The organism is Chryseobacterium sp. D764, assembly GCF_019317325.1.
In the GTDB taxonomy this organism is placed as follows: Bacteria; Bacteroidota; Bacteroidia; order Flavobacteriales; family Weeksellaceae; genus Chryseobacterium.
Genome location: NZ_CP079219.1, coordinates 62,068 through 88,437 on the forward strand (window position 1 = coordinate 62,068; position 26,370 = coordinate 88,437).

The window sequence follows — 26,370 nt, forward strand, 5'->3', positions numbered from 1 at the left end:
CCCGAAAAGTAATTTTCGGGATTTTTGTTGTATTACATCGGACCGCCTTGCTGGTCGTCTCCGGCTGCATTGGAATTGATATCTTTTTTCTTTTTAGGCTGATCTACTTTTTCGCCCTGCTTAAATCTGTAGGTTAAAGAAATAGAAAACTGTCTTGGCTGCCACTGCATATAGTTTCTTCTTGTGTAATCCTCATTGAAACTAAGTACTTCTCTGCTTCTCGTATTGAAAATATCCTGAATATTGAAGGAAATGGTTCCGTCTCCTTTCCAGATCGTTTTGGAAGCACCAAGGTTCAGCGCGTACATATCCTGAGTATTCTGGTTGGCAGATTTCTGTGCTCCTCTATAGAATCCCTGTAACTGTACACTTAATGTTTTATCAAGTTTAAAGGTTGTATTAAGACGTGCTCTGGTAGAAAAACCATTTCCTGTAAAATCCATATTTCGGGTTTGCTGCAACTTATTTTTATCAAGAGCATCATAATAAGCAATTCCGGTGGTTTTATAGCCGAACATGTCTAAGCTACCCATTATTTTTAGCCACGCAAAAGGATCATAGGTAAAGTTAAGATCCAAACCATAACGTTCATCATTTCCAAGGTTGATAGGTTTTGTATAGAATACTCCCAGACTTTCATCAGGTCTGTACACTAACATTTTAGTATCATCAGTGGCGTGTCTGTAGTATAGGGTAGGATTAATAGTAAACTTTTTTCTTGTAATATTATACCCTACTTCAAATGAATCTACATATGATGGGTTAAGATCTATGTTTCCTTCAAAAATATTCTGACTGTTGCTGTAATTCGGGAAAGGAACCATGAAGAAAGATCTTGGCCTGTCTATTCTACGGGAATAATTAACCAAAATCTGATTGTTCTTAGATACATCATAGCTTAAGAATATACTCGGAAATAAATTGTTGTAGTTTTTTGTTTTATTTAATTGTGGATCATTAGGATTTTGATTGATGTAATTGATCTTTACATTGGAAAGCTCATCTCTTAAACCAAGCTGATAAGCAAATTTTTCTCCGATTTTACTTTTAAACTGTAAATAGAAAGCATTGAAGATCTCTCTGTAATCCGTATCGTTATTATAGTTCGGGATATAAGGATTATTGGAAGTACTGCTTACAAAATTATTATAAGTATTATCATTCACATCCAATCTGTATCCTGCTTCAAGTTTAGATTTTTCTCCTATTGGTAATTCATAATCAGCTTTACCAATAATCGTTTTACTTACAGAATGTCTTCTAGTAATATCCTGTACATCAGGAAGCAGGTCATTGGTCTCAAGAATATTTGCATTATTATTACTTCTGTTTCTCTGTAAACTTAATGATACGGATAAATTCTGACCATTATCATCAAATTTGTGGTCTAAACCTACATCTCCCTGGAAGGCAAGGTTATTAAATATCGTTTTAGAATCTCTTTGTCCGTAAGGGTTTAATAATTGCCATGTTCCTGCAGTTCCATTTGGATCTGATGGGTCTTTGAAAAATCTGTGAAAACTATCATAAGTCTGCAAAAGTTCATTGCCATCTCCTTCAAATGTTCTGACCAATCCTGTTACATTAATCGATGTTTTGTCAGACAGATCATACACAAAACCCGCACTTACATTATAATTTTTATTATAGGTTTTACTGGTAGAATTTTGCAGCTGATGTACAAGAACATCATTTGGCTGGGTATTAGGAAAAATCTTAGGAAAAGTAATATTGTGATAAGTCGTTTCTGAATTATTTTTAGTTTTGTTTTCCGTGTAGCCTCCTCCGCCGTTTACAAACCATGTCCAGTTATTTTTTCTCCAGCTCAGATTGGTATTAAGCGAGGTTCTTGGAAAATATCCTAATGACCCTACAACGCTACCGTTAAATCCTATTTTTTTGTTCTTTTTAAGGATGATATTAAGGATACCGGAAGTTCCGCTTGCTTCAAATTTAGAAGAAGGGTTGGTAATGACTTCAATTCTTTCAATCTGATCAGCCGGGATACTTTGTAAGGCATTGGCGCCATCATCTATTCCCAGAAGAGCAGAAGGTTTTCCGTTGATCAGAAATTTTACATTGGTACTTCCCCTCATAGAAACCGTTCCGTCTGTATCTACAGAAACTGAAGGAACGTTGGTCAATACATCCTGAAGACTTCCTCCTTTACTCACGATATCCTGTGAAGGATCATATGTTTTCTTATCAAGTTCTACTTTATAAGGCTTAGCTGCTGAAGCGGTGATTACAACACCCTGGATTTCTTTTGTTTTTCCATCAATGGTTGTAGCCGCTTCTGGCTCTATAGATAATGCCCCGATATTACCCGCTATTGCAATATTTTTGCTGACTACACTCTTTTTGTAATCAATAGCTTCTACGGTGATATCATAATCTCCCGGTATAAGCTCAAGTTTATACTGCCCCTTTTCATCTGTCAGTACAGCATCACTTAATGCCTTGTTTACTTTATTGCTGAATGTTACAGAGGCATAGGGAACCGGTTGGTTTTTTTTGTTGACAATGATTCCTGAAACTCCAGCCTTCTCCTGTGCAAAAGCCATCGCCGCGGCTGAAAGTACTAACGTAAGTCCTAAAGTTTTTCTGGTGAAAATATTGACAATTTCTGTCTTATTCTTCATAGGTTATTTTTTTGTATAAAATCGTAAAAGGATAACCCATAATATTTCGAATATCTATATCAATTTGATTTTCAAAATATTATGATTGTTTATTGTTTTTCTAACTGTATAAATTTTTAGGTGCTTTCTAAACTTATTTTATATTTTTTGAGTTGAGCCAGTCCTGGTAAGCCTTTGCATTTACAGCATGTTCTTCAGCACTTGCCGTAAACTTATGGTATCCAAATCTTGCCGGATCAGCACACATAAATATATAATTGTTGTTTTCTGCATTTAAAACAGCATCAATCGAATTTTTATCCACTACACAGATGGGTCCCGGAGGAATACCTGCGTTTGCATAAGTGTTGTAGGGTGATGGTGTAGACAAATGCTTATATAATACTCTTTTAATAGATTCTTTAAAATTAGTCTGCTTATTAATTGCGTAGATCACCGTAGGGTCAGACTGAAGTTTCATCCCTTTCCTGTAACGGTTTAAATACAATCCGGCAATCGTTTTCATTTCATCCTTTTTTCCTCCTGATTCCTTATAAACAATAGAAGCCAGTGCATAGATCTGATCTCTTGTAAGGCCAGACTGCTGTTCTTTATTTTTTCTTTCACTCGTCCAGAAATCATTGTACTGATTTTCAAACTTTGCAAAAAATTCTCGTGGGCTTACAGTCCAGAAGAAATTATAAGTGTCAATGAAGAAATATTTTTTTAAGTCTTCAACATTTTTATAGCCTTTCTCCTGTGCCACAGCATCCAGATCATTTATAAAATGTAACGAATCAATTTCCGTTTTTTTGGTCACCTTACCAATCATCTGATACATATCTCCAAAATCCCCGATTCTGTAAGAATTTGCCGTTTGGTTACCTGCTTTGATCATATTGACAAGGTTCTTATTTCCTGTTCCGCTCTGGATATGATAACGTCCCGCTTTAAAATTAGAATCAAGACCTTTTTCTTTAGCCACAGCTTCAAAAGATTCCCTGTCTTTAATATAAGGAGCAATAGAATCGAGGATCTGTTTAAAACCTGCTCTATGAGGAATCAGAACATAACCGTCTTTTTCTACGTTATTTCCTAAATATTTATTATAAAATCTCAAACCAAAAAATCCTGCAGCTACAAAAACCAGCAGAATGATAATGAGAATAGCTTTTTTCATTCTTATTAAATGTTGATTAAAAGTTTTTGTTTTTAAAGAAGATCTGTTTTACCTCTAAAAACTTGCTTTGCAGGACCTTCCAGCCAAATATTCTGGAATGTATCTCCGCTTTTTTCAGCATATACCTTAAGGTTTCCGCCTAAAGTTTTAACTTTTACAGAGGTTAGATTGTGTTTTTGAAGAAAAGTTAAAGCAGAAGCAGTAACTCCTGTTCCGCAACTGTAAGTTTCGTCCTCAACGCCTCGTTCATAGGTTCTTACAAAAATTTCATCATCAGAAATTTTTTCTACAAAGTTTACATTGATTCCTTTTTCTTTATAATTTTCTGAATTTCTGATCCCGTTTCCTTCAGTATACACGTTGTAATCGGGAAGATTTTCTACATATTTTACGTAATGTGGAGATCCTGTATTCAGAACAAAGTCATTTCCGTCTTGTGAAATGGTATTCACATTAATCATTTTCAATTTAATGATCCCGTTATGGATTTCAGCTTCATGCTCTCCGTCTGTTGCAATGAATTTGCATTTATCTTCAAAGATGTCAAGGAAAAAAGCAAAAGCTACAAGACATCTTCCTCCGTTTCCGCACATGGTACTTTCTCCTCCGTCAGAATTGTAGTAAACCATTTTGAAATCATAGTTCGGATCGTTTTCCAATAGAATAAGGCCGTCAGCACCTATTCCAAAACGTCTGTCACATAATTTTTCAATACTGTTTTTATCTTTAGTAAACTGCAGATCACGGTTGTCTACCATTACGAAATCATTTCCTGTTCCCTGATATTTATAAAATTCCATATTTTTTTGTCTAAATGAAGAAGCAAAATTAATATATTTAAAATGAAAAACGAACAGTGTTAACTGTTCGTTTCCTTATTTATAATCGTTTTATCTAAAGCCGCCTCCGCCGCTCTGTTGTCTGTTTGAACCACTGCTTTGGCCGCTGGAACTGTTTCTGAATCCACCGCCGGAAGATTCTGATCTGGTGCTGTTTTGGCTGCCGCTGTTTTGGTTTCTGAATCCACTGTTATTTTGGGTACTCTGACTATTCTGGTTACCGCTGCTTTGGTTTCTGAATCCGCTGTTACTGTTGGAATTTCTGAATCCGCTGTTGTTTTGGTTACCCTGATTGTTCTGATTACCATTGTTCTGGTTTCTGAATCCACTATTGCTATTGGAGTTTCTATTATTATTGAATCCTCCGTTATTATTGTACGAACCGTTACTATTCGTTGTACGCGTGTTCTGGAATCCGTTTTGAGGTCTCGATGAAGAAGAAGATCTTCTTTCTACATAGACTTTTCTTCTGGAGTTATTATAATTGTCATAGTAATAAGGAATTCCATTATCATAGTAGTAATTAACGTTGTTTCTGTAATAATAGCCGTCATTACCATAATATCCTCCATTTCCGTAATATCCGGAAGGCGCATAGTAATATCCGTTATTATAATAGGGATCTCCATATCCATAGTTTCCATTGCTTCCGTATCCGTCGGTATATGCTAAACAAGAGGTTAAGCTGGTAATAGCAAAAATACTGACTGCTATTTTGAATAAATTTTTCATGACTTTATTGTACTTTTTTTTCTTTAAAACTTTTTTTCCAATTAAGGTATCCTAAGATAGCCATTATAGTAAATACCAAATATTGAACCGAAGTGATTCCAAATCCCTTAAAAATCATCATAGGGATGCAGATAATATCTCCGATAATCCAGAAAATCCAGCTGTCAATGCGCTGTTTGGCCATCAACCACATTCCTACTAAAAATATTGAAGTGGTGAAAACATCCATCCAATTTGCCAAGTCCAGGTGATACAATCCTAAACTGGCTCCCTCCATAGAAAACTGATTATCAATATAAGGCTTATAATAATAAATAAGAGTAACCAGTGCCAGACTCAGTATGAAAAGCAGGGCAGCATGAGTCCATTCTTTTCGGGTGGCCCAGGTAACTTCTACATGAACATGATCTTCAGAATTTCTGGCCCATAGAACCCAGCCATAAATACTCATAACAGAATAATAGACATTGATTATGCAGTCTCCTAACAGCCCGGCATTGAAAAGAAGATATACGTAGATCAGAGTTGAAATAATGCCGGTAGGGTATACCCATATATTTTTCTTAATGGAAAAAAATACGCTGAGTATTCCGAAAATAGCACCTGATGCTTCCAATGTAATCTGTAAAGAATCATAGCTTTCATAAGGCTTTACAAAAAGATCATATAAATTCATGCAATCAAAAATAAGCAAAAATATGGACTTTTTAAAATGGATTATATAATATGTTGCTCAGGTTTTTAAAAACTTTATGTAAAATAAATGACGAAAGTTTAACGATAAACGTGGGAGTTCCTAAATTTTTTATATTTTCGTAAATCCTTAATAAATAAAAAAACATGTCGAAAATTTGGGTTAAAAAGCCACTAAGTGCCTATGAGGCAGATATGAAGAAAAGTGAGCTGAAGAAAGTCCTTGGAAAATGGAGTTTAACAGCAATTGGAGTGGGTGCTATCATCGGTGGTGGAATCTTTGTTCTTACGGGAACAGGAGCCTATTATCACGCAGGACCAGCACTTGCCATTTCCTTTATCATAGCAGGTATTGCCTGTGTTTTTGCTGCATTGTGCTATGCAGAGTTTGCATCCATTATTCCTGTAGAAGGTTCAGCTTATGCTTATGCCTATGGAACGGTAGGAGAAATTTTTGCATGGGCCATGGGGTGGTGTCTCATCCTCGAATATGCTATGGCGAGTATGGCCGTTTCGGTGAGCTGGTCCGGATATTTTAACAAATTTTTGAAAATCTTTAATATTCATTTACCGGCTTATCTTACATCAGATCCTGCCAGTTATACAGGAGATGGTTTTTCAATGAACCTGCCGGCATTTATTCTTGTTCTTTTAATTACTGCATTATTGGTAAAAGGAACTAAAGAAGCAGCAGGGGCTAATAACCTGATTGTTTTGATGAAAACTTCTGCCGTTATTTTTGTAATTATTGCAGGAGTATATATTATTTTTTCTAATACTGATCTTTACAACGCTGTAGATGGTGTAAAAAACTGGAAACCTTTTATTCCGGATCAGGTACAGATCAGAAATTCTGAAGGGGATATGGTCTCTGCCTATGGTATTAAAGGAATTATTTCCGGTGCAGCAGCTATTTTCTTTGCTTATATTGGTTTTGATGCTGTTTCTACACAGGCAGGAGAAGCTATTAATCCTAAAAAAGATGTGCCTTTTGCAATTATTGCATCACTATTGGTGTGTACAGCGCTTTATATTTGTGTATCGCTTGTATTAACAGGGATGATGCATTATACAGACTTTAACCCTGAAGGTAAATATCCTGATGCAATCAAAGCGCCTGTAGCGTATGCATTTGAAATTGCAGGAAAGCACTGGGCAAGTAATGTAGTAACCATCGCCGCAACAGTAGGATTGATCTCTGTAGTAATGGTAATGATGATGGGGCAGTCAAGAATCTTCATCGGTATGGCAAAAGACGGATTGATTCCTAAATTTTTCGGAGAACTTCACCCAAAAACAAAAACACCTTACAAAGGAATTATTTTGTTGGGAATTGTAGTGGCTTTGATCGCAGCATTTACTCCAATTTCAACATTGGCAGATATGACAAGTTTTGGAACCCTGTTTGCATTTACATTGGTTTGTATTGCCGTTTGGGTAATGAGAAAAAAAGAACCTAATTTGATCAGACCTTTCAAAGTTCCGGCTTACAAAATAGTGGTGGCATTGGGAGTGTTTATCAATATCTATTTGATATTTAACTTAAGTGCTCATGCATTGGAACTTTCTGCTGTATGGTTGTTCTTAGGAGGTTTGGTGTATTTCCTTTACGGAAAATCAAACAGTAAACTTAATAATCCTGAAAAATATCAGAACCAAGATTAATAATAATATAAACCGCTTCGGCGGTTTTTTTTGTCCCAATACTATTATATGAAAAAGTTTTTTTCCATTTTATTCCTGTCCGCAGGACTTACAGTATTTTCCCAGCAAGTGGAAAGTTTTGAAACCATTCTTAATGATAAAATCAGCATCAGAGCGCTGGAATTATATGATAATAAGGTCTGGTATAGCGGTACAGATTCCAAATTCGGGTTTGTAGATCTGAAAGATTATAAAAATCAGAAGCAGATAAAACTGTCTGAGGAAAAGCTTCAGTTCAGAACGCTGGCACAGGATAAAACCTCTTTTTATGCCATCAACATTGAAAGCCCTGCTTACTTCTTTAAAATTGATAAAAAAGATCTGAAATCACAGATTGTCTTTAAAGATACTGCTAAAACCGCTTTCTATGATGCTTTACATTTTGTAAAGGATGGATATGGTATAACGTTCAGTGATCCTGATAAAAATCTTTTGATGAAGCTGGCATTATTATTCCCTCACAAGAAAATGTACGATGTGTGGAATCCTCCAATGGGTAATCACGAGGCAGTAAGACTTAAGGAAGGGGAAGCCGCATTTGCTGCCAGCAATACAAATATTGCTTCCTACAAGGATATTCTCTGGATTGCAACGGGCGGGAAAGCTTCCAGGATCTTTAAGCAGAAGGGATTGGACTGGAAGATTATAGAAACACCTTTCATTCAGGGAGAATCTTCACAAGGAATGTATTCTATCGATTTTTTTGAAGACCGTTTCGGGATTGCAGCAGGAGGGGATTATACCAAGCAGGATGCCAATATGAACAATATTGCAACCACTATTGATGCTGGTGAGACCTGGCAGATTCAGGCTTCAGGACAGAATGCGGGATATACAACCTGTGTGAAGATTAAGCCCGGATCAAAAGGAAAAGAAATCATTGCAGTTGGAGACAAGCATGTCAGTTATTCTTCAGATTTTGGAAAGACATGGAAGAAAATTTCTGATGAGAAAGGCTTTTTCGTCTGCCAATGGATTGATGGGAACAATGTAGTTTTTGCCGGAAATAATAAAATCGCGGTAATGAAATTAAAATTTTAAATATCAGGAATAGAATTTATCACTATTTGCCAAAAGCGTGGCCATACGTATTTAGACTCATTATAAAATAGAACCTAATATAATTCATAGGTTAAAATTCATAACTAATGGTTAATTTTGTAAGATGAAATTTTAATAGTGTTAAATTTCATACTCTTATAAAATTTTAAATTTCAAAATGAACTCTTTAATAGATAAGTATAATATTCCCGGACCGCGTTACACTTCTTATCCTACCGTTCCGTATTGGGATGAATCTACATTTTCACCGGAAAAATGGAAGGAAACTGTAATCAGGTCTTTTCATGAGAGTAATGCAGAGGAGGGGATTTCTATTTATATCCATTTGCCTTTCTGTGAGGCTTTGTGTACGTTCTGTGCATGTCATAAACGTATTACCAAACAACACAGTGTTGAAGTGCCTTATCTGGAAAGTGTTTTGAAAGAGTGGAAACTTTATCTTGACCTTTTCAACGAAAGACCTAAACTGAAAGAATTACACTTAGGAGGTGGAACTCCTACATTTTTCTCTCCTGAGAACTTAAAAACATTATTGGAGGGAATTTTTTCAACTGTAGACATTGCGGAACATCCGGAATTTTCTTTTGAAGGGCATCCTAACAATACAACGAAAGAACATCTTCAGACTTTATACAACCTCGGTTTCAGAAGAGTAAGCTTTGGCGTTCAGGATTATGATCCTAAAGTTCAGAAAGCAATCAATAGAATTCAACCCTTTGAAAACGTAAAAAATGTTACAGAATGGGCAAAGGAAATTGGTTACAGAGGAATAAGTCATGATCTTGTATTCGGACTGCCACATCAGAATTGGGAGGCGATGGAACACACGATCAGAAAAACAATGGAGCTGAAGCCGGACAGACTTGCCTTCTACTCTTATGCACACGTTCCATGGGTGAAAGGAGTTGGGCAGAGAGGTTTTGATGAAAATGACCTTCCAAGCGGAGAAGAAAAACGCCGTTTGTACGAAGATGGTAAAAGATTGCTTCAGGATTTAGGATATATTGAAGTAGGGATGGATCACTTCTCTCTTGAACATGATGATCTGTATCAGTCTTTGATTCATAAAAAACTTCACAGAAACTTCATGGGGTATACTTCAAGCAAAACCCAGCTGATGGTAGGACTTGGTATGTCTGCCATTTCAGATTCATGGTATGCTTTTGCCCAGAATGTAAAAACGGTTGAGGAATATCAGAAAATGGTTGAAGGAGGTGAGATCCCTGTTGTAAAAGGACACGTTCTGAGTGAAGAAGATCTGACTGTAAGAAGACATATTCTGAATCTGATGTGCCAGCTTGAAACTACTTTTGATATCAACAATTCTTTCCCGGAGCTTGAAAACGCTTTGGAAATGTTGAAAGAAATGGAAAATGACGGACTGGTTGAGATTAATGGGACAGAAGTTAAAATTACAGAAGCCGGAAGAGCATTCACAAGAAATGTAGCCATGGTTTTTGACCTGAGAATGATGAGAAATAAGCCTGAAACAAGGATTTTCTCAATGACAATATAAATAAAAGCGGTTCAGATCTGAACCGCTTTTTTTATTAGCCAGGTAGTTTATTGCTATGTTCGCAAAGCTACTGTGTTTAGCAAGATTTTTTTGCTTAGTGAAACGCCTTTGCGCCCTTTTCATAGAATTGTAAAAATCTTAGCGTTTCGCTTGCGTTAACAACAAACTATAATTATTTAATAATCAATTTCTGACTGTAAGACTTCTGTTCTCCGGATTTTAGATTAATATAGTATACTCCGGCTGGTATATGTGAAATATCAATGCTTTTGCCCTGACTGATCTGATCTGTTTCCAATACTTTTCTTCCTTCTGCACTGATAATTTCCAGGGTTGCTTTTTTATCTGTAATGCCATCAATGAAAATTTCTGTTGAAGCAGGATTAGGATAAATTTTTACGGTTCCTAAAGTACTTTCCTGAGTTCCTAAAGTCCCTGTGGATATTTTAAAAATTTTTCCACTGTTCACTGCAGCTACGTACAGTCCTTTCTGATAATCCTCTCCGAAAGTAGAAAAATTATTTCCGGAATAAGGACCCGTCCAAGTGATGGCATTATTGCTATCCAGAATTCCGATCTGGGTAGAGCAGTAGTCTGCAAAAAAATATTTCCCCTGAAGTGACGGATATTGAGTTCCTCTGTAAACATAGCCACCCGTGATAGAACATTTTCCGCCTGAATGATCATATACTGCAATAGGAAAGGTCATGGTAGACTGTGCAGCACATCCTGCTGTATTATAGGCATTATTTCCTTCATAGCAGCGCCAGCCATAGTTCAAGCCGGCTTGTGTTATAGGCATTTTATTGATTTCTTCTATGGCGCCCTGGCCTACATCTGCAATCATCGCATTTCCGGTGGTCAGATCAAAGGAAAATTTCCATGCATTTCTGAGACCATAGGCCCATATTTCATCGGCACCAGCTACTCCGGCTCCGGCAAAAGGATTATCAGGAGGAATGTTGTAAGGACCAGTAGCATCCACATCTATTCTCAACATTTTTCCAAGCAGAACATTTTTGTTTTGAGCATTATTGTTGGGGTCGCCACCACTTCCTCCGTCTCCGGTGATGATCCAGAGTTTTCCGTCAGGAGCAAAATGAATACTTCCTCCATTGTGATTGTCGAATGGTTTGGGAATGTTGAGCAGGATTTTTTCAGAAGCAGGATCAGCCACGTTAGGATCAGTTGAACTGACACTGTATCTTGCAACAATGATATTGCCTGCCGGGTTGTTATAATACACAAAAAAATACCCGTTGGTAGGATATTGTGGGTGAAAAGCAAGTCCCAGAAGACCTCTTTCACCGCTAAAAATAATTTTTGAACCGATGTTCAGAAAATTAGTGGGATTAATTGTCCCGTTAGGTTGAATAATTTTAATAATTCCGTTCTGTTGAACAACAAAAAGCCGGCTGTCATTGGCGTTTGTAATCTCTACCGGGCTGGTAAGTCCCGTGGCAAATTCTTCCAAATTAATGCTTTGAGAATTAGCAATTAAGGAAGAAAAAATACTAATGGCAAAAAGTAGTTTTTTCATAATATTGTGAGAGTTAGTGTGTTGAGAAAGTGAATGAAAATTTTATACCAATCGAATTTTGAAGACTTCATTATGATACTAAGAAAAAATTGTTAAATCTTAAATAGAACTCAGAATACCAATATATCTGAAAATAAACCATTTCTGTTGTTAAAAATTCATAAAATACAAGAAAATCATTATATTTGCCGACTTAATTTAACGTAGTTATAACAAAATGCAAGGAAAAGGACTTATTACAATTGTCGCTATTGTACTAGGGTTGATTTGCTTAAACGAGCTATTACCAACATGGTACGCCAGCAAAATTGAAAAGCAGGCAACTGCTATTGCAGGAGACAATCCGGAGAAGTATCAGAAAGAAATTGCTAGACTTTCTAAGGATACTTTGAATCTAGGATTCACAAAACTTTATTACACTAAAGCCAAAGACAAGGAAATGAAACTTGGTCTTGACTTGAAAGGAGGGATCAACGTTCTTTTGGAAATCAACCAAAGAGATCTTGTGAATGATTTAACAAATTATTCTACAAATCCTGTTCTTATTGAGGCTTTAAACAAAACTGATGAAGCACAGAAGAATTCTACAAAAGCTTACATTGATAATTTCTTCGAACAATTCGATGTAGTGAACAAAGCTAAAGGTACAAACCTTAAGTTGGCAGATCCGGAAATTTTCGGAAATACTACACTTACCGAGGTGAAGTACAACACTCCTGATGAGCAGGTAAAAAGCATTGTTAAAAGAAAAATTGATGCATCTGTAGGAACAGCTTTTGAGGTAATCAGAACGAGAATTGATAAAATGGGTGCTGTGCAGCCAAACGTTCAGAGAGTACCTGGAACAGCTAGAATTTCTGTGGAAATGCCTGGTATGAAGGACATCGATAAAGTAAAGAAAATGCTTCAGACTTCTGCAAAACTTCAGTTCTGGGAAGTACAGCAGGTTCCTGAGATTGCGCCTTATTTCCAAACTTTGACAACTATGGTTGCTACAAAAGGAGATTCTATGGGAGTAGCAAAGAATGTGAACTTCATGAGCCTTTTACAGCTTGACAAATTAAGAACGAATGGTGTTGCTAACGTAAAATTATCCGATACAGCTGTTGTAAATAAAATTTTAAACAGTAAGGTTGGTCAGTCTTTACGTCCGTCTAACATTAAATATACACAGTTCATGTGGGGTTACAAGCCTGAAGCTACAGATGCTGAAAGCTTAGTCCTGTATGCAATCAGAGGTAACATCAACCAAAAAGCTCCGGTAGACGGTGCGGTAGAAACTGCAAATATCAGCTATGATGAGCTGAGCAGAGTAGTGGTAGATATGCAGATGGATTCCAAAGGAGCAAAAGACTGGAAAACATTAACTGAGAAAAACGTTGGTAAACCGGTTGCTGTAACGCTTGACGGTAGAGTATATACTGCACCAAACGTTGTAAATGCAATCCCGAACGGTAGAACCCAGATCTCTGGTAACTTCTCTCAGGAAGAAGCTAAAGAATTGGTTGACGTTTTAGGAGCAGGTAAATTACCGGCAGGTGCAAAAGTAGTTCAGGCTACAGTTGTAGGGCCTTCATTAGGACAGGAATCTATTGATGCTGGTGTGATGTCATTCGGTATCGCATTCTTATTAATTATTGCTTATATCATTTTCTACTATGGTGGAGCTGGTGTTTATGCAGTAATTGCAATGATCATCAACCTATTCTACATTTTCGGAATTATGGATTCCGTAGATGCTACACTTACGCTTCCTGGTATCGCAGGTATTGTACTTACAATGGCCATGGCGGTAGATACGAACGTAATTATCTATGAAAGAACTAAAGAAGAGCTTTTCGCAGGAAAAAGTATTCTTGAAGCATACAAAGACGGTTTCAAACATGCATTAAATGCAATTGTTGATGGTCACTTAACGACATTATTGACGGCAGGTGTACTATTCCTTTTCGGAACAGGGCCTATCAAAGGTTTTGCATTAACATTAGGAATCGGTATCTTGATGACATTCTTTACTTCGGTATTGATCTCAAGAGTAATGATCTTCTCTAGACTGAATAAAGGAAAACACCTTTCTGTTTGGACAGGTGCTACAAAAAATCTTTTCAGAAATACCTGGATCGATTTTATTGGAAAAAGAAAATATGCTTACATCATTTCTGGTGTTTTAACTATTGTTTGTATCGCATCTATTGCAATCCACGGATTCAAATATGGTATCGACTTTACAGGAGGTAGAAATTATGTGGTAAGATTTGATAAGGCAGTAAATGCTGAAGATGTTGAAGCTAGCTTAGTAAAAATGTTCCAGACTGAGGATGGTAAAAACTCTTCAGTAGAAGCTAAAACTTTCGGTAATGACAAGCAGTTGAAAATCTCTACAGATTACCTTATCGAAGACGAATCTTTGAAAGCTGACCAGACTGTTGAGCAGAAATTGTATGACGGATTAAAATCCAGCTTACCTGCAAATATGACCTTAAAAGATTTCAAATCTGCAGATAAAGATCACTCAGGAATTATTTCTTCTGAGAAAGTAGGACCTACTGTAGCAGACGATATCAAGACACACGGTATTCTTGCTGTAGTTGCAGCATTAGCAGGTATTTTTATCTATATCTTGGTAAGATTTAGAAAATGGCAGTTCTCCCTTGGTGCTGTTGCCGCGTTATTCCACGATGCTGTTATCATTTTGGGGGCTTATTCATTACTTCATAAGTTTATGCCGTTCAACATGGAGATCAATCAGGATTTCGTTGCTGCGATTCTTACTGTATTAGGGTACTCAATCAATGATACGGTAATTATCTTCGACAGAATTAGAGAATACCTGAGAGAGAAAAAATCTTTAACATTAGCGGGTCTGTTTGATGACTCTATCTCAAGTACATTGGGTAGAACATTCAACACCTCATTTACTACAATTCTGGTTATCCTTGCGATCTTTATTTTCGGTGGTGATAACTTGAGAGGATTCATGTTTGCGATGTTAATTGGTATTGGATTCGGTACGTATTCATCTATCTTTATTGCGTCTGCAATTGCTTATGACTTCCTTAAAACAGGAAAAGAAGAAGAGGTACATGGAAAAACCACTTCTACAAAAGAAGAACTTGCTTCAAAGTAATACAAACTACAATAAATTAATAAAGACCGTTTCGAAAGAGATGGTCTTTTTTTTTTGCTAAATATCTGCTTTTTTTTTATTCCTTATAAATACTAAAAAGCAAATTGAGTGTATTATTAATGTTATACTTCTTTAATACAATGAAATTTAGAACCATTATTTTTAAGATTTGATTAATTTTGCACCATCATGGAAAATTCAAGGAAAAAAGCGGCTATAGGCTTTATATTTATTACTTTACTGATAGATATTACAGGATGGGGAATCATCATTCCTGTTGTTCCCAAATTAATTGAGGAACTTATTCATGCAGATATTAGTGAAGCCGCAAAATATGGTGGCTGGCTTGGATTTGCCTATGCATTTACCCAATTTATATTTTCTCCGCTTGTTGGAAACCTGAGTGATAAATATGGGCGTAGACCTGTGATCCTGATTTCTCTTTTCGGATTTGCTGTGGACTATATTTTCCTTGCACTGGCTCCCACAATCTGGTGGCTGTTTCTGGGAAGAATTATTGCCGGAATAACGGGCGCAAGTGTCACCACTGCCAGTGCCTATATTGCAGATATTTCGACGGATGAAGACAGAGCCAAGAATTTTGGACTGATAGGAGCTGCTTTTGGGCTCGGATTTATTATAGGTCCGGTTCTGGGCGGTGTACTTGGTCATTATGGTGCCAGAGTCCCTTTCTATGCTGCTGCGGGTTTATGTCTGCTTAACTTCCTGTATGGATATTTCATCCTTCCTGAAAGTTTGGATAAAGATAAAAGAAGAGAGTTTGACTGGAAACGTGCAAACCCTATAGGTTCATTTAAGTTTTTAGGTAAACACCCTGAAATTTCCGGACTTATTCTTTCCTTAATATTGATTTATATTGCAGGTCATGCCGTACAGAGCAACTGGAGCTTCTTTACAATGTATAAATTCAGCTGGACAGAAAGAATGGTAGGGATTTCATTGGGAGTAGTAGGTTTATTGGTTGGTCTCGTACAAGGTGGACTGATCAGATGGACTACTCCAAGGCTTGGAGAGCAGAAAAGTATCTACTACGGATTGGCTTTCTATGCCGTAGGAATGCTGCTGTTTGCTTTTGCCTCTGAAGGATGGATGATGTTTGTATTTTTGGTTCCTTATTGTTTAGGAGGAATCTGTGGACCGGCTTTACAGTCTGTCATCACAAAAAGTGTTCCTTCCAATGAGCAGGGTGAACTTCAGGGAGCGTTAACGAGTTTAATGAGTGCAACTTCAATTATCGGGCCTCCGATGATGACAAACCTGTTTTACTTTTTTACCCATGATGAAGCGCCATTCAAGTTTTCTGGTGCGCCTTTCTTTTTAGCATTTATTTTAATGGCGATCAGCGTTGTGATCACCTATTCTGCATTTCAGAAAAAAGGAAAAGAAAAAATAGAAAAGGATTTTCAGAAACAATAGATTTGTTCTATTCCGAACATACAGGTGGCTCTGGGTTCAATCTATTCGATAATTTTACAGAAGTAGTCTTTCTACTTTTTTAAACACAAAATAAATTATGAATACATTAGACCTGGAAAAATATTTCGAACGGATTCATTTCTCCGGAACGCCGGAAATGACTATGGAGGTATTGAAAACAATACACCGGCTTCATCCTAAATATATTCCTTTTGAGAATATTGACTCTTACACAGGAACAGTGCCTTCTCTGGATCTGGAGGATATTTTTAAAAAACTGGTTACAGAATCGAGAGGCGGATATTGCTATGAACAAAACTTACTTTTAAGCGAAGTTTTAAAACATTTAGGATTCAATGTAAAATTACAGCTTGGAAGAGTAGTGTGGGGGAGACAAGAAGACAGCGTTGCGGCACAGACTCATTTATTACTGATCGTTGATTTTGGAGGTGAAAAGTATGTTGTAGACTGTGGATTTGGGACAGCTACACTTACAGCACCTATTCTTTTAAATGAAGAAGAACCACAGCAAACACCCAACGGAATATTTAAAGTTTCCTATAAAGAAGAAACCTATACTCTCTGGATGCTGAAAGAACAATGGTTCCCGGTGTACCGCTTCATACCTGAACATGTAGAGCCCATTGATCTTACTATCTCTAATTGGTATTTGTCTACTCATCCGGATTCTCATTTTAAGAACAAACTAATCCTTTCAAAAGCAGATGAGAATGTCCGTTATACCTATACAGACCATGTCCTGAATATCCGGTCTGATCATGGTGAAAAAGAATCCATATCTATAGAAAATGATATGCAGTTGTATGAAATACTGATGAATACTTTCGGACTGAAAGAAAATGCAGTAGAAGTATTGAAATCAAAAATTGAAAACGGATCCCTTCAAAAGTCTTGATATAAAATACAAACGGGAAGCTCAGCAGGCTTCCCGTTTTTTTGAAATCTGATTTTTATGAAAATTATGGATAAAGAGATTTTGTCCCGTTACTTACAATATTGCTGCCCAATCCTGAGAATGACACAGAGAAATTGCTGCTATTAAAACTTAAAGAACCTGTAGGAGTACAAAGCCCCAGCGCATAACGGCATTGCCCGTAAGCTCCTGTTTTCTTTATAATCTTACTCTCACTTTTCGCTTTTCCTAAACTGATATATCCCCAATCGCTTACATCTGCATTGGAAACCGTAGAACCGGAATAATAAATCGTAATCTGATATCCGGTTTCACCTCTTTTGGATCCCCACAGCCAGCTTGCGGTCCACCATTGCTTATACCAGGTAGAAACTACTTTTGTTGCCTGATTGTTGTTGGATGCTTCCGAATTTCCACGTGAATCCATCATAATAAGACCTCCGAAAATATTGTCCCAGATAATTCCCGAATCTTTGTAAAAACATAGTGTTGTAAATTTTCCGCTTTTGCTGTTCCACGTTATTTCCATAACATTAATCCCGGGTTTTACTTCTTCAGTGACCGCTTCTTTCAATCCCTGCTGAGCTGTTGTCAGGTCATCTCCGTGATATAAATCTCCAATTTTTCCAATCTTTACTGAAGACGGATCCATGATGTTTCCCGTTGCAATAAACTGGTCTTTGTCGATGATCAGGCTTTTGGAAAGATCAATGCCTTTTTGGGTTGAAATTTTTCCCAATACCTTCACTTCTGCAATCTGCAGATCATTTTTCAGATAAGTTTCAAGGTTTTTACCGGATTCATTCAGTTGAAGCTGTACTGTTTCCGGAACAATTTGAGAGGAAAGAGGAGTAATCTCTTTTTTCAGGTCAGAGGCGGTTATCTTTGCCTGAATTGTTTCCTGCTGATCCATTTCGTTGTTTTCATTCTGGCAGCTATTGAATGCCAATACCGATAATACGGCGAAAACTTTAAAAGTAGTCACTAGTTTTTTCATACTATATATTTATTTGATTGTGTATTATAAATATACTGAATTGTTATGTAATTCTCATTGTTTTGAATTAAGTATTTGTTAATTTATAGGTAATAGGTAATAGGGATTAGGGATTAGGGATTAGGGATTAGGGATTAGGGGGAATACTCTGTGAAATAGTAATGAAGGTTGATTGAAGTCAATAGTGAATTTTGCTTTGTAAGTGAGTGGTGAATTTTTGAAGGGAGATCTAGAATCTAGAGTCAAGATAATGGCAGCCTGTATATAACCAGTAATAAAAGAAACCAGTAGCTAGAAACAAAGAACTAATAACCAGCAATTCTCAACTAAAAACACTGAACTTCCATTCTCATTTTACAAAATCTTAAAATTTGTTTAAATTTTTAGTTTACCATTCATAAATGCAATAATCTTTTGTAATTTTACAGGATGGAATTAAGCATTGGAGAAATGGCACTCATTGCCATTGCAATCGTTGTATTATTCGGACCGGATAAACTGCCTCAGATTGCGCGTGACTTAGGTGCAGGCGTTAGAAAAATGCGTGGAGCAGTAGAAGATATCAAAACTGAAATTATGAAGGAAACAGATAATCCTGTTTCTGAAATAAAGCGTGAGATTGAAAAGGTGAAAGATGCTGCCAAAGATTTCAACCCGATGAAAGATATCGAAAAAGATATTCTGACGGAACCGGGTACTCTTGCTTCTAATGAGCCTCCAAAACCGAAGCCTGCTGATGATGAGACTTATGAAGGACCTGTAAGCAGATAATCATGGAGGAGATCATTCAGGAAGATAAAAAGGTATTTCTATACCTTAATAATTTGGGCGATTCATCTTTCGATCAGTTTTGGATGCTGATCTCAAGTACCTGGATCTGGGTACCTCTTTATATTATTTTTCTTTATTTTTTATACAAAAATTATCAACTAAAAACTTTAGTTTTTATTCTCATATTTATAGCACTTGGGGCTGTCGTTTCAGATCAGCTGGCCAATATTTTCAAATATGGGGTAGCGAGGTTAAGACCTTGCCATGACCCTACTCTGGAGCATCATATGAGGATTGTGAAATGTGGCGGACAGTTTGGGTTTTATTCAGCTCATGCTTCCAATACCTTCTTTTTGGCAACATATTTAGGTATTTTATTGAAAAAGAAGATTAAATGGTTTCCTTATGCTATATTTGCATGGGCTCTGGTTGTTTCGTACAGCCGAATCTATTTAGGAGTGCATTTCCCAATTGATATTTTGGTGGGGGCGTTTGTTGGATCTTTATTGGGAGTGGTATTTGGTGCACTCGCCAAAAAAGTGATCAATAAACAAACTATAACCTCATGAAAAAAACTTTATTATTAGTAACTTCCCTTTGTTTCTCTCTTAATTTCTATGCCCAGGATAAAAAACTGGCCGAAGACTGTTTTGATAAAGCGGACTATAAGTGTGCAGAAGAGCAATACTTAAAACTGGCTGAGAAAGAACAGATTCAAAAATTTCAGTCGGAATATTATGACTATCTCGGAACGGCTCAAAGAAGGCTGGGGAAGACGACTCAGGCTTTTAAATCTTATGATTCTGCGTTAAAAGCAAATCCTATGTCGGTTTCCGTTTATGTCAACCTCTCATCGCTTTACAGCCAGAAAGGAAATAAGGTAAAAGCACTGGAATATGTAGAAAAAGGATTGAAAGTGAATCCTGAAACTCCGGATTTATACCTTACCCGTTCCAAAATCTACGACAGCCAGGGAAAAAAGGATCTTGCCATCAAAGACCTTAATCAGATTCTGACTTTTGCACCTGATAATATTTTTGCAAAAACAGGACTGGCCAATCTGAAAAAAAATAATGGTGATCTGGACGGAGCTTTAAAAGATTACAATATACTTCTTTCTGAAAAACCGGAATCATTGCTTTACAATGGCCGTGCTGATGTGTATTTTAAAATGAAAAAATATAAAGAAGCACTTACCGATGCCAATAAAGCCATTTCCATAGATCCCAAATTTGCACAATCTTATGTGAGCAAAGCCATGATTCTGCTGGATACTTCCAAACTTAAGGAAGCCTGCGCAAATCTTGATAAAGCAGTTGCTTTAGGCTACGAAAAAACGGTGCTTACAGATTCCTATGCTAAATGTGGCAAGAAATAAATTGAAATTTATAATCCTGATTATTAAATTAAATCCAAACGAAAATATTAAACCTGGTTTAACTGTTTTTAAAAACGAATAAAGAGATAGAGATGTTGAATATTGTTCTTGTAGAACCCGAAATACCAAATAACACAGGAAATATCGGAAGATTATGTGTAGGAACCGAAAGCAGATTACACCTGGTTCACCCATTTGGATTTGTAATTAATGATAAAAACCTGAAGCGTTCCGGGCTGGATTACTGGGTACATCTCGATGTTTCTGAATATGCAGATATTGAAGAATGGATTGAACAGATCCCTGATCGGTCACGTGTTTTTTTAATGAGTTCACATGCTGAAAAATCATATCTGGAAACCGATTTTCAGGATGGGGATTGGTTGGTTTTCGGAAAAGAGAGTGTGGGACTGAGCAAAGAGGTTCTGGACCGTTTTGAAAATCATCTGACAATTCCTATGTCAAAACTGATCAGGAGTTTTAATATTGCCAATTCTGTTGCTTTTGTAGTGGGTGAGGCAAAAAGACAGATTGGTCTGAAATAAATATCAATACATAAAAGGAGGCTGTCTCAAAAGTCAAACTATTTAACTTTTGAGACAGCTCCTTTGTTTTAATCGTTATGATAAGGCTTGCCCTGTAAAATCTGATCAGCACGGTAAAGCTGCTCAACAATAAACAGGCGGATCATCTGGTGGGTAAAGGTCATTTTGGATAAAGACATTTTCTCATTTGCTCTGCTGTAAATCTCTTCAGAAAAACCATAAGCGCCTCCAATCAGAATGTGTACTTTTTTCACAGAAGAATTCATCCAGGTATCAATTTTCTGTGAAAATTCACGGCTGGTAAACTGTTTTCCTTTTTCATCAAGAATCACGACCAGATCATTTTTGTCGATATGATTTAAAAATAATTTAGCTTCTTCTTTTTTAAGAAGGTCAGGAGAGAGGTTTTTGGCGTTTTTAACATCCGGGATTTCTGTGATTTCAAAATTCCAGTGTTTAGGTAAACGGTTGAGGTAGTAATTAATTAGAGACGTAATTTCTTTATCGTCTGTTTTACCGATACAAAGTAAGCTGATTCGCATTGTAAGAAGTTTCAGAACGCAAAGATAGGGCTTCGCAGGGTAATGTTCAAAGTTTTGGGTTTAATGTTGCCGGTTGAGTAGTTGCTGGTTCTATCAAGATTGCCATTATCTTGATTCTTGACTCTAGGTTCTTGGCTCTCTTCAAAATTAACCATTCACTTGCGAAGCAAAATTCACCATTGACTTCAATAAGCCTTCATTACTATTTCACAGAGTATTCCCCTAATCCTTGGGATCTGCCATCTGCTACCTAATTTCCGCCACCTATCACCCTCTATCTTTTCCTTATTTAATTTAATTCCCCTACATTTGTATAAAGACAAACAGATCGATGAGTGTAAAGGTTCCCAAATTTATTTTGAAGATTCAAGAGTTTTTTGACAGCATCCATATTCCTGTTTTGGGAATATCGCTATGGCAGATGTTTCAGATCTATATCTCCGGGATTTTCAAAGGGAAAATTGGTAGAAAAGCAGCTGCTATTTCCTGGAGCTTTACCATAAGTCTTTTTCCGTTTATTCTGTTTCTGCTTTCTGTTTTGCCTTATATGCCGCATTATGATAAACTGCAGTTCTATATTTTTGATGTGCTGATGCATAATGTGTTCCCTTCAAATATGGAAGGAGATGTAAGAGGATATATAGAAAACAATATTATCCCCAATATGAGAGGGATCAGTAATCTGACCATTGTTCTGGCTCTTATTTTTGCCACAAATGGTACATTTTCCCTGATTAATGGATTTAATGAAAATACGGATGAGAAACTGAGTGACGTAAAGGAATTTATTCTTTCATTCTTTATTACAATAGGCTTTATTACCATTGTTTTTTTAGCACTTTTTGGGGTGTATTATGTGGAGGTTGTGATGAAGCTTTTTACACCGGCTTATGATATTTCCTGGCTTGTAGATAACCTCTCCAGTATTATTGGGTTCGTTTCTTTTCCTCTTTTTTATTTTATCCTTCTGACTTTGTTTTACTGGCTGGGCACTGTAAAAATCACAAGATTCCGACAGGCGGTTCCTGGGGCTATTTTAACCACGATACTGTTTGTTGTCACTACTTATATTTTTGCTATTTATGTAAAGGATATTGCAAGGTATAACGTGCTTTACGGATCCATCGGAAGTATGATTCTGCTGATGGTTTGGGTGAATGTGAATGTATATCTGCTTTTATTCGGAAATGAACTGAATATGGCCATCAGAAAGCTCAGAATTGAAAAACTGCTGTCCGATGAAATCCAGAGAGAAACCATACACTATCATACTCAGATTACAGAACCTGACTTTGATGGTGATGAAGAGCATAAAAGAAAACTGGAAACCCGAAAGAAAGATTAATTCTCTTCCAGTTCGGGATTTTCTTTTGAACTTATACTTAATATGGTAAATCCTGCAATAGCAGCTATAAAGGACGCAATCAAAATAGCAAATTTCGCTTCATCCTGAATAGGAATTTCTCCTTTAAAGGAAAGTAACGCAATAAAAATGGACATGGTAAACCCAATTCCGGCCAATAGACCTACACCAATCATTTGAAGCCAGTTGCTGTTTTGAGGCAGAGAACTAAGCTTTAATTTGATAGCAATGAGTGAAAACAGATTGATACCGATCAGCTTACCCAATACTAAACCGCAAATAATTCCCAAACCTAATGTACTTGTAACACCGGCAACCATTTCACTGGAAAAAGTGATATTGGTATTCGTTAAAGCAAATATAGGCATGATCAGAAAGCTTACCGGAATGTGAAGCTGATGCTCAAGTTTTTCCAATGGTGATATTTCTACATTGGAAGCGTTGGTAGGTATTGAAAATGCAAGTACAACACCTGCTATCGTGGCGTGAATTCCGGAGTGATGAAGGAAATACCATAAAAACAGTCCGGGAATAATATAAAATATAGTTTTGGTTACTTTTAAAAAATTTAAAATAAACAGCAGGGCAGTCACTCCAAAAGACAATAAGAGATAGCTCCAATGGATTTGTTCAGTGTAGAAAATAGCAATCACAAGAATAGCTCCAAGATCATCTACAATAGCCAATGCAGCTAAAAATATCTTGATAGAATTGGGAATCTTTTTCCCCAGCATCGAAATAATTGCCAGTGAAAAAGCAATATCTGTAGCCATAGGAATTCCCCAGCCATTGCTGTATTCTGTTCCGGTATTGAAAATACTGTAAACCACTGCCGGAACAAGCATTCCGCCTACAGCGGCAAAAATGGGAAGTGAAGCATTTTTAAAGGATGAAAGCTCACCTTCTACAAGTTCCCGTTTTATTTCAAGACCTACCAGAAGGAAGAATACTGCCATCAATCCGTCATTGATCCAGATGCTGACAGGATATTCCAGTCCAAAAAGATGGGTACCCACTTCCTTGTCTAAAAAATGCTGAAAGTTCTCTGCAGCAGATGAGTTGGCAATAAGCAATGAAACAAGTACACAGAAAATAAGAATAATTCCTGAAGACTGACTGTTGTTGAAAAATTTTTTAAAATAAAGAGATAAATTCATGTTTATGATTGTAGTCGTCTCACTCTTGAAACACCATTAATATTTTTAAGTTTTTTGAAGGTTTCTTCCAGCTGGCCTTTATTTTTAACTTCGAGAATGATATTTCCTGTGAAAACTCCATTGTTGGATTCAATAGAGAGACTTTTCATATCCATTCCCATACTTGCACTGATGACCGTGGTAATATCATTGATCATACCCATTCTGTCAAGTCCTTCAATTTCAATTTTTACTCTGTTTTTGAAGCTTTCAGCATTTACCCATTTGGCAGGAATAACACGATAATCATACTGCGCTCTCAGATTGATGGCGTTCGGGCAGCTGTCACTGTGAACTTTAATTCCGTCCGAAATGGTAATAAATCCGAAAATTTTGTCTCCTGGAATCACTGTACAGCATTTTGCATAGCTATAGTTCAGTTTTTCCTCATCTTTCCCAAAGATAATCATGTCAAGATTTTCCTCTTTCGGTTCCTCGAAATGCTGATTTTTTGGCGGAGATTTTCTAAATCTGGAAAGTAAATTGTTAAATACGTTTTTACTTTCAATATATTTTCTCAGGCTGCTGACATCCAATTCGTTGCTTTGAAATTTAAGAAACAGCTCTTGAGAAGATTTTAAATTAAAGAACTTTTGAAGCTTATTAATTTCTTCATCATTGAAATTGATTTTCGCATGACGAAGTTTTCTTTGCAGAATTTCTTTTCCTTCCTCTACCAGCTGATTTTTCTGAGAGTTCAGATAACTTTTGATCTTTGATTTGGCTTTTGAAGTCACTACGAATTCAAGCCAGTCAGATTTTGGTTTCTGATTCTGTGATGAAAGAATATCTACCTGATCCCCGTTTTGAAGGATATAGGAAATAGGAACCAGTTTTCCATTGATTTTAGCTCCCAGACATTTCATCCCTAAGTCAGAATGGACTGAAAATGCAAAATCCAGGGCAGTAGCATTGGTTGGCAGAATTTTAATTTCTCCTTTCGGGGTAAACACAAATACCTCTTTGGAGTATAAATTAAGCTTAATATTATCCAAAAGCTCCGAAGTAGAGAGGTTCTGCTGCTGTTCCAGTACTTCACGGATTTCTGTTACCCATTTTTCAAAGTTTCTGTCATCAGAACTCTGTTTGTAGCCTTCTTTGTATTTGTAGTGAGCGGCAACCCCTTTTTCAGCGATTTCATCCATACGCTCAGAACGGATCTGAACTTCAATCCATTTTCTGTCCGGACCTAAAACCGTTAAGTGTAAACTTTCGTATCCTGTAGAACGGGGCTGGGTAATCCAGTCACGCATTCTTGACGGGTTACTGTGGTATACATCTGTAACGATAGAGTAGATTTTCCAGGCTAAAAACTTTTCATTCTTAGCATCCGATTTATAGATAATCCTGATCGCATAGTTATCAAAAACTTCTTCAAAGGAAACTCCCTGCTTCAGCATTTTTCTGTAAATAGAGGAGATTGCTTTTGCGCGGCCTTTGATTTTAAAGTTTAAGCCTTCTTCACGAAGTCTTTCTGATACTTCTTTGGTAAATTCTTCTATATATCTTTCACGGCTTTCTTTGGCAAGTTCGAGTTTTTCCGTGATCTCGTTATATACTTCGGGACTATTATATTTTAAGGAAAGGTCTTCCAGCTCAGATTTGATGTTGTACAATCCAAGACGGTGGGCCATCGGAGCATAGATATAAACCGTTTCTGAAGCAATTTTTTTCTGCTTATCCGGAGCCATACTTTCCAGCGTCCTCATGTTATGAAGACGGTCTGCAATTTTAATCAGAATAACTCTGAAATCCTCGGATAAAGTCAATAACAGTTTTCTGTAATTTTCAGACTGTACAGAAATATTCTGGTGGTTCATGATGGAGATCTTAGTCAGTCCGTTCACGATACTTGCGATTTTCTCTCCAAAGATTTTTTTCAGATCTTCGTAAGTATAATCGGAATCTTCAATGACATCATGCAAAAGGGCACAGGCAATAGAAGTAGCTCCAAGACCAATCTCTGTCGCTACAATTTTAGCAACAGCAATAGGGTGGTAGATATAAGGTTCTCCGGATTTTCTCCTTTGATCCTTATGGGCATCCAAAGCGATATCGAATGCCTTTCGGATGAGTTTGTTATTTTCCTCATCCAACGTTCTGTATGTGTTAGAAATCAGGTCCTTATATCTTGCAAGGATCTCTTTATTCTCTTGTTCTAAATCGTAACTCATTTGTGCGCATGCCTATAAT

The 26,370-nt window shown here is 36.8% G+C and carries 21 protein-coding genes; 11 read left to right on the forward strand and 10 right to left on the reverse strand.

Going from position 1 to position 26,370, the window contains the following annotated elements; all coding sequences use genetic code 11:
• Nucleotides 1–32: 32 nt before the first annotated feature.
• The 5 genes from KYG33_RS00260 to pnuC all read right to left on the reverse strand — a co-directional run bounded on the left by KYG33_RS00260 (nucleotide 33) and on the right by pnuC (nucleotide 6,048).
• A complete protein-coding gene (locus tag KYG33_RS00260; protein ID WP_077414946.1) occupies nucleotides 33–2,642 on the reverse strand; it encodes a TonB-dependent receptor domain-containing protein in 2,610 nt (869 codons plus the stop codon).
• 133 nt (nucleotides 2,643–2,775) lie between these two features.
• Entirely contained in the window at nucleotides 2,776–3,801 is a 1,026-nt protein-coding gene (gene mltG, locus KYG33_RS00265; RefSeq protein WP_077414944.1) for an endolytic transglycosylase MltG, read from the reverse strand.
• A 32-nt stretch (nucleotides 3,802–3,833) separates the two neighbouring features.
• A complete protein-coding gene (gene dapF / locus KYG33_RS00270; protein ID WP_077414942.1) occupies nucleotides 3,834–4,601 on the reverse strand; it encodes a diaminopimelate epimerase in 768 nt (255 codons plus the stop codon).
• Nucleotides 4,602–4,691: 90 nt separating this feature from the next.
• Complete coding sequence (locus tag KYG33_RS00275; protein ID WP_047383550.1) at nucleotides 4,692–5,372, reverse strand: hypothetical protein; 681 nt, start codon at nucleotides 5,370–5,372, stop codon at nucleotides 4,692–4,694.
• A 4-nt stretch (nucleotides 5,373–5,376) separates the two neighbouring features.
• The gene (gene pnuC, locus KYG33_RS00280; RefSeq protein ID WP_180565558.1) at nucleotides 5,377–6,048 is read right to left on the reverse strand and encodes a nicotinamide riboside transporter PnuC; all 672 of its coding nucleotides are present in this window, start codon (nucleotides 6,046–6,048) and stop codon (nucleotides 5,377–5,379) included.
• Between the two features lie 164 nt (nucleotides 6,049–6,212).
• Here pnuC and KYG33_RS00285 point away from each other — a divergent pair, with 164 nt between their 5' ends.
• From KYG33_RS00285 to hemN, 3 genes are all read left to right on the forward strand, one after another.
• Entirely contained in the window at nucleotides 6,213–7,730 is a 1,518-nt protein-coding gene (locus tag KYG33_RS00285; RefSeq protein WP_077414938.1) for an amino acid permease, read from the forward strand.
• A gap of 48 nt (nucleotides 7,731–7,778) precedes the next feature.
• Nucleotides 7,779–8,810 carry a WD40/YVTN/BNR-like repeat-containing protein gene (locus KYG33_RS00290; protein WP_219072458.1) on the forward strand — a complete coding sequence of 344 codons (1,032 nt, stop codon included), beginning with the start codon at nucleotides 7,779–7,781 and terminating at the stop codon, nucleotides 8,808–8,810.
• Between the two features lie 178 nt (nucleotides 8,811–8,988).
• Nucleotides 8,989–10,347 carry an oxygen-independent coproporphyrinogen III oxidase gene (gene hemN / locus KYG33_RS00295; protein ID WP_077414934.1) on the forward strand — a complete coding sequence of 453 codons (1,359 nt, stop codon included), beginning with the start codon at nucleotides 8,989–8,991 and terminating at the stop codon, nucleotides 10,345–10,347.
• 172 nt (nucleotides 10,348–10,519) lie between these two features.
• On the opposite strand, the gene KYG33_RS00300 is transcribed toward hemN, so the two are convergent.
• Complete coding sequence (locus tag KYG33_RS00300) at nucleotides 10,520–11,887, reverse strand: PQQ-dependent sugar dehydrogenase (protein ID WP_219072459.1); 1,368 nt, start codon at nucleotides 11,885–11,887, stop codon at nucleotides 10,520–10,522.
• A 217-nt stretch (nucleotides 11,888–12,104) separates the two neighbouring features.
• Between KYG33_RS00300 and KYG33_RS00305 the strand changes: the two genes are divergently transcribed.
• From KYG33_RS00305 to KYG33_RS00315, 3 genes are all read left to right on the forward strand, one after another.
• Nucleotides 12,105–15,014, forward strand: coding sequence for a protein translocase subunit SecDF (locus tag KYG33_RS00305; RefSeq protein WP_047383562.1), 2,910 nt, complete (start codon nucleotides 12,105–12,107; stop codon nucleotides 15,012–15,014).
• 189 nt (nucleotides 15,015–15,203) lie between these two features.
• Nucleotides 15,204–16,451, forward strand: a complete 1,248-nt coding sequence (locus KYG33_RS00310; protein ID WP_077414930.1) for a TCR/Tet family MFS transporter — start codon at nucleotides 15,204–15,206, stop codon at nucleotides 16,449–16,451.
• Between the two features lie 97 nt (nucleotides 16,452–16,548).
• Nucleotides 16,549–17,367 carry an arylamine N-acetyltransferase family protein gene (locus KYG33_RS00315; protein WP_219072460.1) on the forward strand — a complete coding sequence of 273 codons (819 nt, stop codon included), beginning with the start codon at nucleotides 16,549–16,551 and terminating at the stop codon, nucleotides 17,365–17,367.
• Between the two features lie 64 nt (nucleotides 17,368–17,431).
• On the opposite strand, the gene KYG33_RS00320 is transcribed toward KYG33_RS00315, so the two are convergent.
• Nucleotides 17,432–18,382, reverse strand: a complete 951-nt coding sequence (locus KYG33_RS00320; RefSeq protein ID WP_219072461.1) for a hypothetical protein — start codon at nucleotides 18,380–18,382, stop codon at nucleotides 17,432–17,434.
• Nucleotides 18,383–18,811: 429 nt separating this feature from the next.
• On the opposite strand from KYG33_RS00320, the gene KYG33_RS00325 reads away from it, so the two are divergent.
• From KYG33_RS00325 to KYG33_RS00340, 4 genes are all read left to right on the forward strand, one after another.
• Complete coding sequence (locus KYG33_RS00325; RefSeq protein ID WP_047376773.1) at nucleotides 18,812–19,153, forward strand: twin-arginine translocase TatA/TatE family subunit; 342 nt, start codon at nucleotides 18,812–18,814, stop codon at nucleotides 19,151–19,153.
• A 2-nt stretch (nucleotides 19,154–19,155) separates the two neighbouring features.
• Nucleotides 19,156–19,722 carry a phosphatase PAP2 family protein gene (locus KYG33_RS00330; RefSeq protein ID WP_180565562.1) on the forward strand — a complete coding sequence of 189 codons (567 nt, stop codon included), beginning with the start codon at nucleotides 19,156–19,158 and terminating at the stop codon, nucleotides 19,720–19,722.
• Entirely contained in the window at nucleotides 19,719–20,531 is an 813-nt protein-coding gene (locus KYG33_RS00335) for a tetratricopeptide repeat protein (RefSeq protein ID WP_180565563.1), read from the forward strand. The genes KYG33_RS00330 and KYG33_RS00335 overlap by 4 nt, the downstream gene beginning before the upstream one ends.
• A gap of 92 nt (nucleotides 20,532–20,623) precedes the next feature.
• The gene (locus KYG33_RS00340; RefSeq protein ID WP_077414920.1) at nucleotides 20,624–21,076 is read left to right on the forward strand and encodes a tRNA (cytidine(34)-2'-O)-methyltransferase; all 453 of its coding nucleotides are present in this window, start codon (nucleotides 20,624–20,626) and stop codon (nucleotides 21,074–21,076) included.
• Nucleotides 21,077–21,144: 68 nt separating this feature from the next.
• Here the strand turns inward: KYG33_RS00340 and KYG33_RS00345 are convergent, their stop codons facing one another.
• Entirely contained in the window at nucleotides 21,145–21,618 is a 474-nt protein-coding gene (locus KYG33_RS00345) for a 23S rRNA (pseudouridine(1915)-N(3))-methyltransferase RlmH (protein ID WP_047376769.1), read from the reverse strand.
• Nucleotides 21,619–21,949: 331 nt separating this feature from the next.
• On the opposite strand from KYG33_RS00345, the gene KYG33_RS00350 reads away from it, so the two are divergent.
• Nucleotides 21,950–22,963, forward strand: a complete 1,014-nt coding sequence (locus tag KYG33_RS00350) for a YihY/virulence factor BrkB family protein (protein ID WP_077414918.1) — start codon at nucleotides 21,950–21,952, stop codon at nucleotides 22,961–22,963.
• Here KYG33_RS00350 and nhaA read toward each other — a convergent pair.
• The gene (gene nhaA / locus KYG33_RS00355; protein WP_219072462.1) at nucleotides 22,960–24,138 is read right to left on the reverse strand and encodes a Na+/H+ antiporter NhaA; all 1,179 of its coding nucleotides are present in this window, start codon (nucleotides 24,136–24,138) and stop codon (nucleotides 22,960–22,962) included. The two genes, KYG33_RS00350 and nhaA, sit on opposite strands and share 4 nt — an antisense overlap.
• A 2-nt stretch (nucleotides 24,139–24,140) precedes the next feature.
• Complete coding sequence (locus KYG33_RS00360) at nucleotides 24,141–26,351, reverse strand: RelA/SpoT family protein (RefSeq protein ID WP_047383590.1); 2,211 nt, start codon at nucleotides 26,349–26,351, stop codon at nucleotides 24,141–24,143.
• Nucleotides 26,352–26,370 lie beyond the last annotated feature (19 nt).

Coding starts and splice junctions, on each gene's coding strand:
- KYG33_RS00315 (WP_219072460.1), top strand. CDS start 16,549: ATGAATACATTAGACCTGGAAAAATATTTCGAACGGATTCATTTCTCC.
- KYG33_RS00325 (WP_047376773.1), top strand. CDS start 18,812: ATGGAATTAAGCATTGGAGAAATGGCACTCATTGCCATTGCAATCGTT.
- KYG33_RS00275 (WP_047383550.1), bottom strand. CDS start 5,372: ATGAAAAATTTATTCAAAATAGCAGTCAGTATTTTTGCTATTACCAGC.
- KYG33_RS00340 (WP_077414920.1), top strand. CDS start 20,624: ATGTTGAATATTGTTCTTGTAGAACCCGAAATACCAAATAACACAGGA.
- KYG33_RS00285 (WP_077414938.1), top strand. CDS start 6,213: ATGTCGAAAATTTGGGTTAAAAAGCCACTAAGTGCCTATGAGGCAGAT.
- KYG33_RS00350 (WP_077414918.1), top strand. CDS start 21,950: ATGAGTGTAAAGGTTCCCAAATTTATTTTGAAGATTCAAGAGTTTTTT.
- nhaA (WP_219072462.1), bottom strand. CDS start 24,138: ATGAATTTATCTCTTTATTTTAAAAAATTTTTCAACAACAGTCAGTCT.
- dapF (WP_077414942.1), bottom strand. CDS start 4,601: ATGGAATTTTATAAATATCAGGGAACAGGAAATGATTTCGTAATGGTA.
- KYG33_RS00290 (WP_219072458.1), top strand. CDS start 7,779: ATGAAAAAGTTTTTTTCCATTTTATTCCTGTCCGCAGGACTTACAGTA.
- KYG33_RS00305 (WP_047383562.1), top strand. CDS start 12,105: ATGCAAGGAAAAGGACTTATTACAATTGTCGCTATTGTACTAGGGTTG.
- KYG33_RS00310 (WP_077414930.1), top strand. CDS start 15,204: ATGGAAAATTCAAGGAAAAAAGCGGCTATAGGCTTTATATTTATTACT.
- KYG33_RS00260 (WP_077414946.1), bottom strand. CDS start 2,642: ATGAAGAATAAGACAGAAATTGTCAATATTTTCACCAGAAAAACTTTA.
- KYG33_RS00300 (WP_219072459.1), bottom strand. CDS start 11,887: ATGAAAAAACTACTTTTTGCCATTAGTATTTTTTCTTCCTTAATTGCT.
- hemN (WP_077414934.1), top strand. CDS start 8,989: ATGAACTCTTTAATAGATAAGTATAATATTCCCGGACCGCGTTACACT.
- KYG33_RS00335 (WP_180565563.1), top strand. CDS start 19,719: ATGAAAAAAACTTTATTATTAGTAACTTCCCTTTGTTTCTCTCTTAAT.
- KYG33_RS00345 (WP_047376769.1), bottom strand. CDS start 21,618: ATGCGAATCAGCTTACTTTGTATCGGTAAAACAGACGATAAAGAAATT.
- mltG (WP_077414944.1), bottom strand. CDS start 3,801: ATGAAAAAAGCTATTCTCATTATCATTCTGCTGGTTTTTGTAGCTGCA.
- KYG33_RS00320 (WP_219072461.1), bottom strand. CDS start 18,382: ATGAAAAAACTAGTGACTACTTTTAAAGTTTTCGCCGTATTATCGGTA.
- KYG33_RS00330 (WP_180565562.1), top strand. CDS start 19,156: ATGGAGGAGATCATTCAGGAAGATAAAAAGGTATTTCTATACCTTAAT.
- pnuC (WP_180565558.1), bottom strand. CDS start 6,048: ATGAATTTATATGATCTTTTTGTAAAGCCTTATGAAAGCTATGATTCT.
- KYG33_RS00360 (WP_047383590.1), bottom strand. CDS start 26,351: ATGAGTTACGATTTAGAACAAGAGAATAAAGAGATCCTTGCAAGATAT.